Annotated in this window: 10 protein-coding genes and 1 pseudogene; 3 read left to right on the forward strand and 8 right to left on the reverse strand. The window is 66.6% G+C overall.

Annotated features, from left to right (window positions below):
- Positions 1-155: 155 nt before the first annotated feature.
- Entirely contained in the window at positions 156-608 is a 453-nt protein-coding gene (locus tag HKK74_RS23270) for a DUF6069 family protein (protein WP_187245401.1), read from the forward strand.
- A 129-nt stretch (positions 609-737) separates the two neighbouring features.
- Here the strand turns inward: HKK74_RS23270 and HKK74_RS41545 are convergent, their stop codons facing one another.
- The 6 genes and pseudogenes from HKK74_RS41545 to HKK74_RS23300 form a co-directional block, all read right to left on the reverse strand.
- Entirely contained in the window at positions 738-2,795 is a 2,058-nt protein-coding gene (locus tag HKK74_RS41545; protein ID WP_312881690.1) for a LuxR C-terminal-related transcriptional regulator, read from the reverse strand.
- Positions 2,796-3,352: 557 nt separating this feature from the next.
- Positions 3,353-5,530: an MMPL family transporter gene (locus HKK74_RS23280; RefSeq protein WP_222722632.1), complete on the reverse strand. Its 2,178-nt coding sequence runs from the start codon at positions 5,528-5,530 to the stop codon at positions 3,353-3,355.
- 240 nt (positions 5,531-5,770) lie between these two features.
- Positions 5,771-5,919 (reverse strand): annotated as a pseudogene (locus HKK74_RS23285) (3-dehydroquinate synthase II family protein); the annotation flags it as partial.
- Positions 5,920-5,922: 3 nt separating this feature from the next.
- On the reverse strand, positions 5,923-6,306 hold the full coding sequence (locus HKK74_RS23290) for a VOC family protein (protein ID WP_187245404.1): 384 nt from the start codon (positions 6,304-6,306) through the stop codon (positions 5,923-5,925).
- A 44-nt stretch (positions 6,307-6,350) separates the two neighbouring features.
- Positions 6,351-8,198: a multicopper oxidase family protein gene (locus HKK74_RS23295; RefSeq protein WP_187245405.1), complete on the reverse strand. Its 1,848-nt coding sequence runs from the start codon at positions 8,196-8,198 to the stop codon at positions 6,351-6,353.
- The gene (locus HKK74_RS23300) at positions 8,195-8,641 is read right to left on the reverse strand and encodes a DUF6220 domain-containing protein (RefSeq protein ID WP_187245407.1); all 447 of its coding nucleotides are present in this window, start codon (positions 8,639-8,641) and stop codon (positions 8,195-8,197) included. The genes HKK74_RS23295 and HKK74_RS23300 overlap by 4 nt, the downstream gene beginning before the upstream one ends.
- Before the next feature lie 380 nt (positions 8,642-9,021).
- On the opposite strand from HKK74_RS23300, the gene HKK74_RS23305 reads away from it, so the two are divergent.
- Positions 9,022-10,170, forward strand: coding sequence for a sensor histidine kinase (locus HKK74_RS23305; protein WP_187245408.1), 1,149 nt, complete (start codon positions 9,022-9,024; stop codon positions 10,168-10,170).
- Positions 10,167-10,829 carry a response regulator gene (locus tag HKK74_RS23310; protein ID WP_187245410.1) on the forward strand — a complete coding sequence of 221 codons (663 nt, stop codon included), beginning with the start codon at positions 10,167-10,169 and terminating at the stop codon, positions 10,827-10,829. The genes HKK74_RS23305 and HKK74_RS23310 overlap by 4 nt, the downstream gene beginning before the upstream one ends.
- 53 nt (positions 10,830-10,882) lie before the next feature.
- Here the strand turns inward: HKK74_RS23310 and HKK74_RS23315 are convergent, their stop codons facing one another.
- Together HKK74_RS23315 and HKK74_RS23320 are read right to left on the reverse strand one after the other, a co-directional pair.
- Positions 10,883-11,998, reverse strand: coding sequence for a DegT/DnrJ/EryC1/StrS family aminotransferase (locus HKK74_RS23315; RefSeq protein WP_187245411.1), 1,116 nt, complete (start codon positions 11,996-11,998; stop codon positions 10,883-10,885).
- Complete coding sequence (locus HKK74_RS23320; protein ID WP_187245413.1) at positions 11,995-13,242, reverse strand: DegT/DnrJ/EryC1/StrS family aminotransferase; 1,248 nt, start codon at positions 13,240-13,242, stop codon at positions 11,995-11,997. The genes HKK74_RS23315 and HKK74_RS23320 overlap by 4 nt, the downstream gene beginning before the upstream one ends.
- Positions 13,243-14,004: the final 762 nt, after the last annotated feature.

Consider the following 14,004-nt stretch of genomic DNA (forward strand, 5'->3'; position numbering starts at 1 on the left):
AGCAGCGTGGAGCACAGTGCACCGGGGCCATGACCTGAGGGTCGCCGAAGCGTAGCGCCGGGGTCCTCCGCCCCGTCGGCGTCCACCGACGGGTGCGTGGATCTACGCTACGACAGGCACACCCTTCCCCCGGACACCGAACAGGAGGCATCACCATGAGTGAGACCACCCCCCAGCCCCCGTCCTCGCCCAGGTTCGCCTGGTCCCTGGCCACGCGCCCCGTATGGCAGGTCGGCGTCCTGGCCACCCTCGCCGGTGCCGTCGTGACCGAGGGGTTCACGCTCGTCGCCCGGGGCGCCGGCGTCCCGATGAAGGCGGCCGGTTTCGGGGAGAAGGAGGCCACGGAGATCGCGGTTGGCGGCATCGCCCGGAGCGTTGTGTTGTGGTCGATCGGCGGGATCCTCCTCGCGGTGGCTCTGGCCCGCTGGGCCAAGCGGCCCACCCGCACCTTCGTGGTCGCCGCCGTCGCGTTCACCGTGCTCTCCCTCACCGCCCCTGCCGCCGCGACGCAGACCACCGTGTCCACCCAGGTCATCCTCGCAGCGTCGCACGTGGTGGCCGCCGCTGTAATCATCCCCATCCTGGCGAGGCGGCTCTCCTGCACGTGATACAGGCCGTTAAAGGCCCTGGACGACTGCGGGTGGGGACGTTCGGGTTGGCGGCGAAGTCGAAGTCGCTCAGCCATTCCTGGCGGGGAACCCGGCGATCAAGGCCTGACCGGCCCACCTCGCCACAGGTCAGAGGACATCACCGCCGACTTTGCCAGAGCCCCGCTTCTCCTCGTCTCCCATCGAATAGATTGCAGCTCCGCTCGAATAGGTTGCAGCTCCGTGTGCCAGTTCGGCGCGGGTGTTGATACCTAGCTTCCTATAGATCTTCCTAAGATGGTAATTCACTGTATGCGCCGACAGGTGGACTCGTTTGGCGATCTGGCGATTTGTCAGCCCCACGCTCACCAGATATGAGATACGTCGCTCCATGTCGGAGAGACTGGACCAGCAATCCGAGACGCTTTGCGGCCTCTTTGGAACTTCTATGGCATAATGCTTGGCGAGTTCACCGGTCGCCAGGGCGACCGCCACTGGATCTGGTGACTGGGTAATTATGCGCTCCAGTGCAGCCGGATCGCCGTTCGCCAACGCGTTCGCATGCATGGCGCTAAGGCTAATGACCGAGATACCAGGGTTGTCCTCCGCGAGACCGTCCACTGTTTCGAGAACACTGTGCTTAAGGTTGGTGTCACCCATATCGAGTGCAAGGCGGACCAGGAATGCAGCGGCACCCGGATCCTCGATATACAGACTCCGTTGCGTCGGAAGATGGCCGTACTTATCGGACAACAGCTCGATAGCCGCCCGAGGCCCTTCTCTCTTAGCAGTGAGACGCACTTCTGTCCAGGCATACTGCGTGGAGTGAAGCACCGCGCGGTCTGTCGCCAACTCGCTTTGCGCTCGATTCAAGTGCTCAGCGGCTGCGGGCAAGTCCCCTATATAAAGAGAGACGGCACTGAGCACGGAGAACGCAAGGGGCCTGAGCATGGGAACAGCGTCCCGCCCCGCTGCGGCAGTCGCCAGCTCCGCCTGTCGGTGAGCGTCTCTGAGTTGTCCGGCTTGGAGGAACAACCGAGATCGCATTGCCGCAGGCGCAGCAGTCCAGACCTGCGCGGATAGTCCATGCAGGCCGGCTTCCGCGTCATTGATCAGCGATTCGGCCTTGTCGAATTCACGAAGGTTTGCCAGCTTCCCGGCCAGAGCGAGCTGGAAATGAAGACGCCAAACCGGATCAACATTATCACTGTATCGCACCGCAGTACGTCCCAGGCTAAGGCCTTCAGCCAATTCTCCAACACGCCAGCGAGCGTTGGAGAGTGTTGTTAGTGCCATCAACACGGCAATATCGCCTTGCCCAGTCCTTCGCTCCCGCAAAATTCTCTCTGAATGCTCCTCGGCTTCTTCCTTGCCAAGTAGGAAGCAACCTAGAATTAGAGATGCTTCCGCATCAAGCCGGGCGGAAGCCGAAATGCTCGGGCTGGCGAGAATACGCTCCGCGACACGTATTCCAGCTGTCGCCTGCCCGTTCATTATCAGACTGTGCGCCTTTGAGTATACTCCGCCGGCTTCCGCTTGGACCCCATTGGACGGTTCAGTAGGACGCTCGGTCACCCAAATCGGCCGCTCGGTCACCGAAAATGGCTGAACGTATGCCTGTGCACGTCTCCCGGAGTGACCCATTGCCTCACGTTGCAACGTTCCAAGTGCGGGAGCGGGGATAGACTCGATTACCCCTCGCCAGAGGAAATCGCTCTGGAACGCGAATTGATGCTCCGCAACAACGACGAAGCCCGAGGCCATTGCCTCATCCAATGGTGAGAGCAAGATTGCCGAGGATCGATCCAACATTCTGGACGCATCCTCCAGCATGAAGAATCTCCCCAATACTGCCGCGATCTTTAGGAACTGCTGACAGTTCGTGCTCAGATCGCCCATCCGGAGCTTCACAAACGCCAGAACGCGACGCGGAATCCGCCGTCCAGTCAGTTGAACCGTTCCATTGCGCTCCTCTACAAGTCCTTCTTCTGCAAGCCCGAGCGCAAGTTCAGCAAGCAGCCGAGGATTTCCGCCGGCACCAGCTGCGAAGTCGAATAGTTCGTGGTCTATATCAGCCCCGAGGATGTCCCGCAAGACCTGTTCGTTGGCATCTTCATCCAGCGGCACCGGCACCAGCTGCTTGGTGACACTTGCAGCGTTGAGTATGGCTTCTGGCTTTTGGTTCTCTATCGTCGGCCTCGTTGTCACAACCAACTCACTTTACGCTCGTGCGACTGGAGAGAGCGCCCGAAGCACCTTTCCCCGATCAGGATGGTGATGGTGATGGTCCTGATGGCAGCATTGCCAGCTCAGAGGCCTGGGCGAACCGCAGCGAATCACTCCGGTCGCGTCGGACGAATGCAGTACGTCGCAGCCCGTGTTGTACCACACCGTGATGTCTCAGGATCGATGCCACGCGGGCCATCATGACCTGCATTTTCGAGCGTTTCCAGAGAAACTTTGTCACTGCATGGGAATGTAGTTCTTACAGTTTCCTGCATTACTTTTGATTGGTGCGGGCCATGACATACGTAATGGGCTGTTACATCTACTGCACACGACGGGCCGGTCTAGGGCTCCCACCTGGACACACTGGTCGCCCGTGTCGGAGCGTGCACACCTTCGGCGGGAAGTCCTTGTCCTTCAGATGACCGTCATGCCAGGCTCGCGTACGGGTCCCCTCCACGAGAATGCGCTCTCCAGAGAGCGCAAAGAGTGCGGGGAACCCCGCCCGAGGGTTCCCCGCACTCCGACTCGAGGAAGGGTCAGACTCTGGCCTCTTCCCCGACCCCGGCCGGAGAAGCCGAGGTCGCCTTCGGTGCCCGGCGTCCGGGCATCCACCAGTTGGCCTTGCCGCACAGTTCCATCACCGCGGGGACGAGGATCATCCGGACGATGGTGGCGTCGATGAGCACGGCGACGGCCATGCCCAGACCTCCCTGCTTGACCGCGACGTCGTGGCCGAGCAGGGAGGTCGTAAAGACGGCGATCATGATGGCGGCCGCGGCCGTGATGACCTTGGCGGTCCGCGCCAGCCCGCGAGTGACGGCCATCCGGGTGTCGCCGGTGCGCTCGTACTCCTCACGGACCCGCGAGATCAGGAAGACCTCGTAGTCCATCGACAAGCCGAACAGGACCGGGAACATCATCATCGGCACCCAGGTCGTGATCGGCATTTCGGTGGGGAAACCGAGGGCCGGACCGAACCATCCCCACTGCACGACCGCGACCAGCACGCCGTAGGCGGCGCCGATCGACAGCAGGTTCATCACGGCGGCCTGCAGCGCGATCGTGACCGACCGGACCAGCGCGATCAGCAGCACCAGGGACAGCACGATGACGACCGCGATCATCAGAGGCAGGCGCGAGCCGACCTCGTCGGCGATGTCGATCGTGGCCGCGTTCGGGCCGCCGACGTAGACCCCTTCGCCGCCGGGTGCCTTGGGCAGCACGTCGTCGCGGAGCTGGTGCACCAGGTCCGCGGTCGCCTCGTCCTGGTATCCGGTCTTGGGGAAGGCCATGAAGGTGGCGGCCTGCCCGTCCTTGCTGGCCCGAGGCTGCGTCGCGTAGGCGATGCCCTCGGTCTTGCTGACCGCTTCGACGACGGGACGCAGATCGGCGTCCCTGGAGTCGACCTCGGTGGCGAAGATCAGGGGTGCGCCGAAGCCGGGACCGAAACCCTCAGAGATGATCTTGTACGAGGTGTAGCTGCTCCTGTCGTGGGGCTGGACACTGGCGTCGGGCAGGCTCAGCCGCATCGACAGCATGGGGGCGGCCAGCACCAGCAGGACCGCGCCGGCCAGAACCGCGGCGACCAGCGGCCTGCGCTGCACCACGCCCGCCCAGCGCTCGGCGAAAGTGCGGCGCTCCCCGGACGGGACACCGTCGGCCTTCTGCCGGCGGGGCGTACGACGAGGCAGGTGCACCGAGTTGATCTTGTGGCCGGTGAAGCCCAGGAACGCCGGCAGCAGGGTCACCGCGGCGATCATCGTCACCAGCACGATCACCGACGTGGCGACGGCCACTCCGGTCATCAGCCTCTGTCCCATGACGACCAGGCCCAGCAACGCGATCACGACGGTCGTGCCGGCGAACAGCACCGCGCGACCTGCGGTGGTGATGGCCTTGACAGTGGCGCTCTCGGGCTCGTCGCCGTCCTGCAGGCCGTCCTTGTAGCGGGTCACGATGAACAGTGCGTAATCGATGCCGACACCGAGCCCGATCATCGCGGCGAGGATCACTGTGAAATCCGGCGAGGGGACCACGTGCCCCACCAGCTTCATCAGGGCGATGCCGCCGAGGATCGCCAGCAGTGCGGTCACGATCGGCAGGCCCATCGCCACCAGCGACCCGAAGGCGATGAACAAGATCACCGCTGCCGCCAGGACGCCCACGCTCTCGGCCGGACCCTGCGGAGGTGTCTCGGCCTTCTCTGCCTTCTCCCCGCCCAGCCCCAGCGTCACGCCGTCACCGGAGGCTTCCTTGACCGTGGTCACCAGGGGCTCAGCGGCGGTCTTCTTCACCTCCTTGTCGGTCAGCGGAATGGTCGTACGGGCGATACGACGATCCTTCGTCACCAGATCCTCGTCCTGATACGGCGAGGTCACCGGTCCTGTAAGGGGTGAGGCGTCCAGATCGGCGATGACCTTCTCGATCTTCTGCCGGGCGGCAGGGTCGTCGATCCCCTTCTCTGCCTTGATCGCAAGAGTCAGCGTGTCCCCTTGCTGCTCGGGGAAGTGCTTCTCGATCAGAACCTGCGCCTTGGCGGAATCGGAGTCTCCACCGGAGAAGTCGTTGTCGGGGGCGGCGCCGAAGCCGAAGCCGACGAACGCCACGGCGATCGCGCCGACGATCCAGGTCAGGAGGACCAGGCGGCGGCGCCGGTAACAGAACCGGGCCAGTCCAGCCAGAGCTCCATCCGTAGGGGGAGTCTCGGTTGGCATCATCTTCTCCTCGAGTCGTTGAGCGTTGCACTCAATACTCGTGATCAGGCCACCCTGAGTCGTCGTGCATGAGAAGGCACTACGCCGATCGCGTTACCGCGGATGCTGTACTCCTTCCGCAGTACACGCGGTCAGTCGGGCCGGGGCGCGGGGATGGCGGCCAGGACGTACAGCGCGATGGTCATGGCTCTGGCATGTGCGAAAGAAGAAGACGCGGTGCGCTGCCATCGCCGTCACTGCTCACTTCTCGATGCAGAACTCATCGATGGGGTAGCCACGTGCCACTGCTCGACCGGCAGGTAGCCGAGCACCTTCGTGCCCGCCGTCAGATCCGTGACGTTCAAAACCTCGCCGCCCGGCCCGAGCACCCGTACGTGCCAGTCGTCCTTCGCTCAGCGCGCGGCGGGCTGGAAGAGTTCGACGAAGTTGCCGGAGGGGTCTTGGAGCAGGATCTGGGATCCGCCCGGCCCGTTGACGATGTCGTTCCGGAAGGACAGCCCGGCTGAGCGTAGCCGTTCCACCTCGGTGGCCAGGTCGTCGACGATCAGGTGGATGCGGTTCCAGCCGCCCGGGCTCGGCGTAACGCCGTCGGGCATGGGCCGTCCGGCTGAGGATCCCGGCCCGCTCAGCAGCAGCCGCAGGCCACCCCGGGTGATGTCGGCGAAGGCCGGCGCGGCTGACGAGCGCAGCTGAAAACCCAGGTGGGTGGTATAGAAGTCGACGGCCGCCTGAACGCCATCGACCATATAACGGACATTGACCAGCTCTTCGGGCACGTTCAACACTCCTTCGACGACGGTGGCGGCGGAAGCCCGATGGGTCACTCGGGATGATTCGGCGTACGCCGGCCGACGGTGAACGGCGATGTCACCCCCCGGTATGCCACATGCAGCACCATGCCCTGCTTGGCGTGCGGCAGGTTGTGGCAGTGGTCGAGCCAGATCCCCGGGTTGTCGGCCCGGAACGCGACCTGCCACACCTCGCCGGGCAGCACATCGAACGTGTCCAGCCAGAGCGGACTGCCGGTCACCGGGCGGCCGTTGCGGGACAGCACCAGCACGTGGTGGCCGTGCAGGTGCATCGGATGGCTTTCGGTGCCGCGGTTGACCACCGTGGTGCGCACGGCGTCGCCCCGGTCCACCATCAGCGGCGGGATGTCCGGGTAGACGCCTCCGTTGACCGTGTACGCGTAGCTGGGCACGCCGTCCAGGAACCGAACCAGCCGGTCCAGTACCAGCGTGTAGTCCTTGTCGTAGCGGCCGAATGGTCCGGGCGCGGGAGTGCCGTACCGGGTGATGTCCAGGTCGGTGCCGGCCGGGTGCGCCGGCATCGCACCGGTACCCAGGAGCAGCCCGTCGGACTCCCGGCCGTCCACCATCACGTGCACGGCCCCGGCGGGCATCGTGAACACGACGTCGTAGCGGCCGCCGGCGGGCAGCCGCAGCGTGGTCGCGGCCGTCAGTACGGTCGGGGCGTTGAGGTCCCGGCCGTCGATCGCACTGACGGTGTACGGCGTGCCGCCGACCGCCACGCGATGCGCGTTGTTGTCGGTGTTGACCAGCCGCAGGCGGACCCGTCGACCCGCGGGCACGTCCCTGGTCTCCCGCCGGTCGGATCCGCCGAGTATCATCGCGCCGGTGTCAAAGCGGTGCACGGGCAACGTGATGTCCGTCTCCGCCGGTTCGGTTCTGTCGGGGGTCACGACGAGAGTGCCGTAGAGGCCCTTGCGGACGGCTTCACTGGACATCTCGTGTGAGTGATACCAGTAGCTGCCGACGTCCTTGGCCTCGAAACGATAGGTGAACGTGCCCCCCGGCGGCACCGCGTCCTGGGTCACACCCGCGACACCGTCCTCGCCGGCCGGCACGTCGTACCCGTGCCAGTGCAGTGTGACCCCGATGCCCGGCAGCTCGTTGCGCAGTGTCACCTCGACCATGTCGCCCTGGGTCACCCGCAGCTCCGGCCCCGGCAGCCGGCCATCGAAGGTCCACGCGTCGACCTTCGCGCCGGACGGCAGGGTGACCGTTGCGGCGCGGGCGGTGAGCGTGAACTTCCGCGTCGGCGCGCGGCTCGGACCGCGCAGGTCGGCGATGGACACACCGGGCGCCGCGGCGGATCCGCCGTGGGCGGCATGGCCGCTGTCCGCGCCGTGCGTGTTGTGGTCGAGTCGGTCGGGCAAGCGGCTGCCGACGGCGGCCGTGACACCCGCGGCCAGCAGCGCCACCGCCGTGGTCGCCACCACCGCGACCCGCGCCGTGCGGGCCGAGAGTCGCCATACCAGCAGCGCCGCGACGCCGGGACCGAAAACGGCCGCGACCGCACCGACCGTCACCGGATACCCGACCAGGAACTGCATCGCAATGCCCGCGACCGCGACGTACGCCGCCGCGATCATCACCGGTACCGGAGGCGTCCGTCGGCGGACCATGGCGACGCCGACCACCCCGGACAGCAGCGTCAGCGGGACGACGGTCACCAGCCGGTCCGGAACGAACCACCAGCCGGCGCCGCCGAGCAGTGCGACCACGGTGACCCGCGCGGCCGTGGTCAGCACGGCCGCGATCAGTACCGCGGCGCCGGCCGTCGCACCCCGCAACTGCCAGGCCGCCACCCACAGGCCACCCGCGACCACCACCAAGAGCAGGTCGAGGACGAGCAACACGCTCACGCCGCTCCCGCGCGCTGGGCCTCGGTGGCCGACCCGGCGGCCGCCCCGGAGGCGAATCGGCGGGCGTTCCTCAGGCCGGTGGCGGCGGCGCCCATCACGACCAGGCCGTTCACCGCGTGCAGGGCGACGAAGTACAGCGGCATGCCGGTGCGGTCATCCTGGCTCCCGCCCAGGCCGTTGCTCATGGCGTTCAGGACGAACTGGAGGATGACCAGGCCGATCGGCAACGCGGCGAACGCGATGGTCCGCCCGTCGGCACGCGCCAGCGCCGCGACGACCGTGTTGAGCAGGACGACCGCCATGATGGCCATCGCCCCGATACGGTGCCCGTCCCACGCGTCTGCGGTGGCCGGCCGGCTGAACGCGCCGACTCCGGCCAGATAGAACTGCGTCAGCACGACGGCGAGGACGATCGCGCTGGTGATGACAAAGGCCTTGCGCATGTGGATCACTCCGTTGTGAGGAATTGATCGGGACCGGAACCTGACCCCGGAGGCCGTGAGATGGCGGGGAGAAGGAGGGATCGGACGATGGGAGTGTTCAGGCGCCGAGGGGGGCGCATGGCCTGATGCGCTCATGGCCCATCTCCGCTGTCATATGCCTCTTTTCCGATGGCTTTTCGGATGGCTTCGCCGCCACCTGATCATCCCCGCCCGGTGCGCCACCGGTCCTCCCCCATACAGACGCACTTACCGCTACCGCTGATGGCGCACCCGCTACCACCGACGACGCAAGGGCTGTGAAAGGTACTGTCGGTGCGGTAGCCATCCACTCGTCCGCGAGTAGGAGTCACCTGCGGGCAACCTCGGGCTAAGGTGCGCGCATGGGCACACCACGATCCGGCGTACAGGCCGCCGTCAAAGACTGGGCCATCGCCGCCTGCGTGGCAGCCATGCTCCTGATCGTCGGATTGTCGGGAAATCACTCCGACACAGATTTCGACCTACTCGGCTACGCGCTGCTGGCGACCAGCGGCCTGGCCCTGGCCGCCAGCCGCCGCGCACCGATCGCCGTCCTGGCCGTCACCGGGCTGTCCGCGGTCGGTTGCCAGGCGATCGGTTTCGATGTGCCCGCCGTCGCCTACCTGGTCGCGGTGTACGCCGCCGTCCGGGCCGAGCACCGCATGATCACGGTCGCGGCGTCCGCGACCATGCTCGTCGCTTTCCAGCTCCTGGCCCTGGCCTTCCCCCACGGCAGGACCACCGGCGAAGCACTCATGCAAGCCCGAGGCGCCCTGGAACTGGCCTGGCTGATCGCCGCCGCTGCCGCCGGTGAAGCGCTGCGGCAGGCCGAGCGGCGGGCCAACGAAGCCGAACGCACCCGAGAGGAGACCGCGCGGCGCCGCGCCAACGAGGAACGAGTGCACATCGCGCGAGAACTCCACGATTCACTCACCCACCAGATCTCCATCATCAAGGTGCAGGCCGAAGTCGCCGTCCACCTGGCCCGCAGACGCGGCGAACAGGTACCGGAAGCCCTGCTGGCCATCCAGGAGGCCGGTCGCGAGGCCACCCGGGAACTACGAGCGACCCTGGAGGCACTACGCGACGACGGCAAGCCCCCCTCCCACGGGCTCGACCACGTCCCGGAACTCGTGGAACGAGCCCGTGCGACCGGCCTCGACGCGACGCTGATCATCGATGGACAACGACACGACGTACCGGCCGCCGTGGACCGCACCGCCTACCGAATCGTTCAGGAATCGCTCACCAACATCGCCCGCCACGCCGCCGCCGCAACCGCATCCATCCGGATCGACTACCGTCCGGACACCCTCGCCATACAAGTCGACGACGACGGGACCGCCACACCCGACACCCCCCCAATGCCCGGTGTCGGGCTACTGGGCATGCGCGAACGAGTCACCGCCCTCGGCGGCCGCCTACGCGCTGAACCACGCAGCGAGGGCGGCTTCACCGTCCAAGCCGAACTCCCCGTCGGCTCAACACTCCCGGTCGGCACAACCTCGTGATCCGTGTCCTGCTCGTCGACGACCAACCGCTCCTACGCAGCGGATTCCGCGCACTCCTCGACATCGAAGACGACATCGAAGTCGTCGCCGAGGCAGCCGATGGAAAAGAAGGCCTGGCGCTCATCAAGAAACACCTACCCGACCTCGCACTCATCGACATCCAAATGCCCATCATGGACGGCATAGAAGCGACCCGACACATCGCCGCCGACCCCGACCTGACCGACGTCCACGTCGTCATCCTCACCAACTACGGCTTCGACGAATACGTATTCAACGCACTACGCGCCGGCGCCGCCGGATTCCTCGTCAAAGACATCGAACCAGAAGACCTCCTCCACGCCGTGCGCGTCGCCGCTCGTGGCGACGCCCTGCTCTCACCATCGATCACCCGCAAGCTGATCGACCGATACATCACCCAACCACCCCACACAGCCGCCGACACAAGGCTCAAAGAACTCACCAACCGCGAACGCGAGGCCGTCGCCCTGGTCGCGCAAGGCCTATCCAACGACCAAATCGCCGACCGCATGGTAATCAGCCCACTAACCGCAAAAACTCACATCAACCGAGCCATGACCAAACTCCACGCCCGAGACCGCGCCCAACTCGTCGTCCTCGCCTACGAATCCGGCCTGCTAACCCCACCCAACCACTGACTCGACGGCCCGCAGCCTGCCACTGCCGGCAGCGCACGGTCAGGGCCACGCGGTCACTTGAAGAACTCGCACACCGTGTCGGCCACGTGCTCGGCCTGGGCGTCAGTGAGGCCGTGCCACAGTGGAAGAGCGAGGTTGCGCCGGCCCGCCTCGAGCGCGTTGGGCCACACCTGCCCCGGCCGCGCGTAGCCGGCGAAGGCGGGCTGCAGGGGCAACGGGACCGAGTAGTAGACGTGGGTGCCGATCCCGCGCTCGGTGAGGTGGTCGCGCAACTCGTCGCGCTGGTCCAGCAGGAGGGCGTAGACGTAGTAGCAGCGTCCCTCGCCTCCCGCCGGCGGCGTGATCACGCCGTGCTCGCGCAGCGGGGCGAACCGCTCGGTGTAGTACTCGGCGATGCGCGCCCGGCGCTCCAGCCGCTCGGCGAGGGAGTCCAGCCGCCGGGTCTGGAAGGCGGCCAGGACGTCGTCGAAGCGGCTGTTGTAGCCGATCCGGTGATGCCGGAAGCGGTGCACGCCGTCCTGGCCGTGGTTGCGCAGCATCCGCACGCCGCGGCCGAGCTCCGGCTCGTCGGTGAGGATCGCGCCCCCTTCGCCGGCAGAGCCGAACGGCTTGATCTGGAAGAACGAGTAGACGCCGATGTCGCCCCACCGCCCGGCCGGGATGCCGTTGAGACTTGCCCCCTGGGCGGTCGCCGCGTCTTCCAGGACGGCGAGCCCGTGGCCGGCGGCAGCGGCATTGAAAGCGGGCATGTCCGCCATCACCGAGAACACGTGCGTGGGCATCAGCACGCGCGTGCGGTCGGTGATGAGCTTCTCGGTCGCGGCGGGGTCCATCACCATGGTTTGCGGGTCGACGTCGGCGAAGACCGGCCTCGCGCCGAGGTTCACGACAGTGCTCGCCACGGGCGGGGCGCAGAAGGCGGGCACGATGACCTCATCGTCGGGGCCGACGCCGATGGCGTGCAGCGCCAGGGTCAGCGCGCCGGTGCCGCTGCCGCAGGCGATCACGTCGCCGGCCCCGGTGGCCTCGCGCAGCATCCGCTCGAAGCGGGCGGTCTCCTCCCCCAGAATGAACTTCTGCGAAGGGTGCGTGGCCACCGAGTAGAGGGATTCCAGCAGCGCGTCCCGCTCGGATTCGAACAGCCCGGACGGGAAATACGGCAGCTTCACTTGTTCCTCCCGACAGAGAAGTCGCGGATGCCATGACACACTCGATCTACTTCCTCGAGCGTCAGATCGGGATAGAACGGGAGCGCGATCGTGCGCTTGCAGGCCGCTTCGGCGTTCGGGAAATCCCCGGGCCGGTATCCAAGGTCGGCAAAGCACGGCTGTTGGTGCAAGGGGATGGGGTAATAGGTCTCGGTGACGATTCCCCTGCCGGTGAGATACGCCTCCAGCTCGTCGCGCCGTTCGACCTCGATCAGGTAGACGTAGAACACCGGGTTGGTCTCGGCGTTGCGCGCGACCACTCTGGGCAGCTTCAGGATGCCGGGAATATCGGCGAGCCGCTGACTGTACGCTTCGGCGAGCTCCGCGCGCCGGGCGATGTCGCGGTCCAGGCGCCCCAGCTTGGTCAGCAGGATCGCCGCCTGGAGCTCGTCCATTTTGCTGTTGGTTCCGGACAGCTGCGACTGCTGGGTGGTCAGGGCCAGCGGGTCGCCGTCGGCGTCGGGCCAGCCGTGGCGGCGCATCATCCGCGACAGCCGGGCGACCTCGGCGTCGTCGGTGAGGATCATCCCGGCATCGCCGATGGCGCCGAGGGTCTTGGTCGGGAAGAACGACAGCGTGCCGCCCTTGCCGAGCAGCCCGGCGTGCACCCCGTTCCAGCGCATGCCGATGGCCTCGGCGCTGTCCTCGACGACCATGATGTCGTGGCGGCGCGCCATCTCGCACACCGCATCCATGTCCGCCATCTGCCAGAACAGGTGAACCGGCATCACGGCGCGGGTACGCGGGGTGATGGCGCGGGCCAGCGAGTCGACGTCGATCGCGTAGGTGTCGGGGTCGATGTCGGCGAACACCGGTGTGGCGCCCGCGAGCGCGACCGAGGTCGCTGAGGCGATGAAGGTGAACGCCGGCACCACGACCTCGTCGCCGGGCTCCACTCCACAGGCGCGCAACAGCAGCACCAGCGCGTCGGTGCCGTTGTTGACCGCGATCGCGTGCCGGGCGCCGGTGTAGCGCTGCACCGCCCGTTCGAACTCGGCGACCTTGTGTCCCTGCGAGTACTTACTCCGGCCGACGATGTCGTCCACGTGCTCGACGAGCTGCGGCCACAACTCCTCGAACATGGGCGCTTGGTTGAAGAAGGGAATCGCCTGGTCGCCGCCGTGCGAAGCGACCGCTGTGGGTACCTTGGGCTGACTCGCGATGCCCCCATCACGGGCTCGTCCGCGGTGGTCCGGTTCACGCATGCGCTCAAGTGTCCGGCGGTCCCGCGACCGGCATCAATAGCAGACGCGTAGCAACAAAACACCGTTCGGCCGCGACAACCGGCGGCCGAGACCGCGCCCGCACACCAATTATCTCCGGGAACGCGTCCGGCCGGGCGACCTGGACGCAATTGCCAAGTGGACTTGGCCGGAATCGCCGCGGAGCCGCAATAATCTCTGCACTGACAATAGCAAGTTCTTGCGTACAGATATTGTCATTCTCCGGCCCAGTGCCGCCGAGGTACAGTTTCTGGCGAAAGCCACGGCGCAAGATCGACGAGTCGGGTCAGCCCAGATCAGAGACGGGGCCATGCACATGAGGCAGCGCGGAAGAACCGCTGTCATCATCGGTGATGTTGGCCGGGCGCGCCGTCGCGAGGACGTTGGTCGGCGCAGTTCGCGAGGGTCGCGAGGGTGGTGCCCATGCCGCGTCGTGGAGGGCGCACCGCCACTGGTCCACACCGGGGATTTCGCCGCGCTGCGCCGCGAATTCTCCGGCGCGCCGCCCCATGTGCGTGCCTTCGGTAACGGGCCCGGCCGTCTCGGCGTCGGCAATTGCGGGCACCGGCCGAGCGGAGAAAAATACGCGCCGTCCGGTCCGCAGTGCCGTGCGCCCTGACCGTCGCGCGGCGGCTCGCCGTAACCGGCCGCCGGCAGGACCGGCCCTGACCCGACCAGTCCGGCGGTCGCGCCGTCCGAGGTCGCCGCGCCGCTCATCCAGGACACCTGCCCCGGCAAGGAGCA

Source organism: Actinomadura alba (genome assembly GCF_014323705.1).
In the GTDB taxonomy this organism is placed as follows: domain Bacteria; phylum Actinomycetota; class Actinomycetes; order Streptosporangiales; family Streptosporangiaceae; genus Actinomadura_C; species Actinomadura_C alba.

Bases quoted from the DNA above. Each gene is read 5' to 3' on its own strand.
- HKK74_RS23270 (WP_187245401.1), top strand. From the start codon at position 156: ATGAGTGAGACCACCCCCCAGCCCCCGTCCTCGCCCAGGTTCGCCTGG.
- HKK74_RS23280 (WP_222722632.1), bottom strand. From the start codon at position 5,530: ATGCCAACCGAGACTCCCCCTACGGATGGAGCTCTGGCTGGACTGGCC.
- HKK74_RS23300 (WP_187245407.1), bottom strand. From the start codon at position 8,641: ATGCGCAAGGCCTTTGTCATCACCAGCGCGATCGTCCTCGCCGTCGTG.
- HKK74_RS23305 (WP_187245408.1), top strand. From the start codon at position 9,022: ATGGGCACACCACGATCCGGCGTACAGGCCGCCGTCAAAGACTGGGCC.
- HKK74_RS23320 (WP_187245413.1), bottom strand. From the start codon at position 13,242: ATGCGTGAACCGGACCACCGCGGACGAGCCCGTGATGGGGGCATCGCG.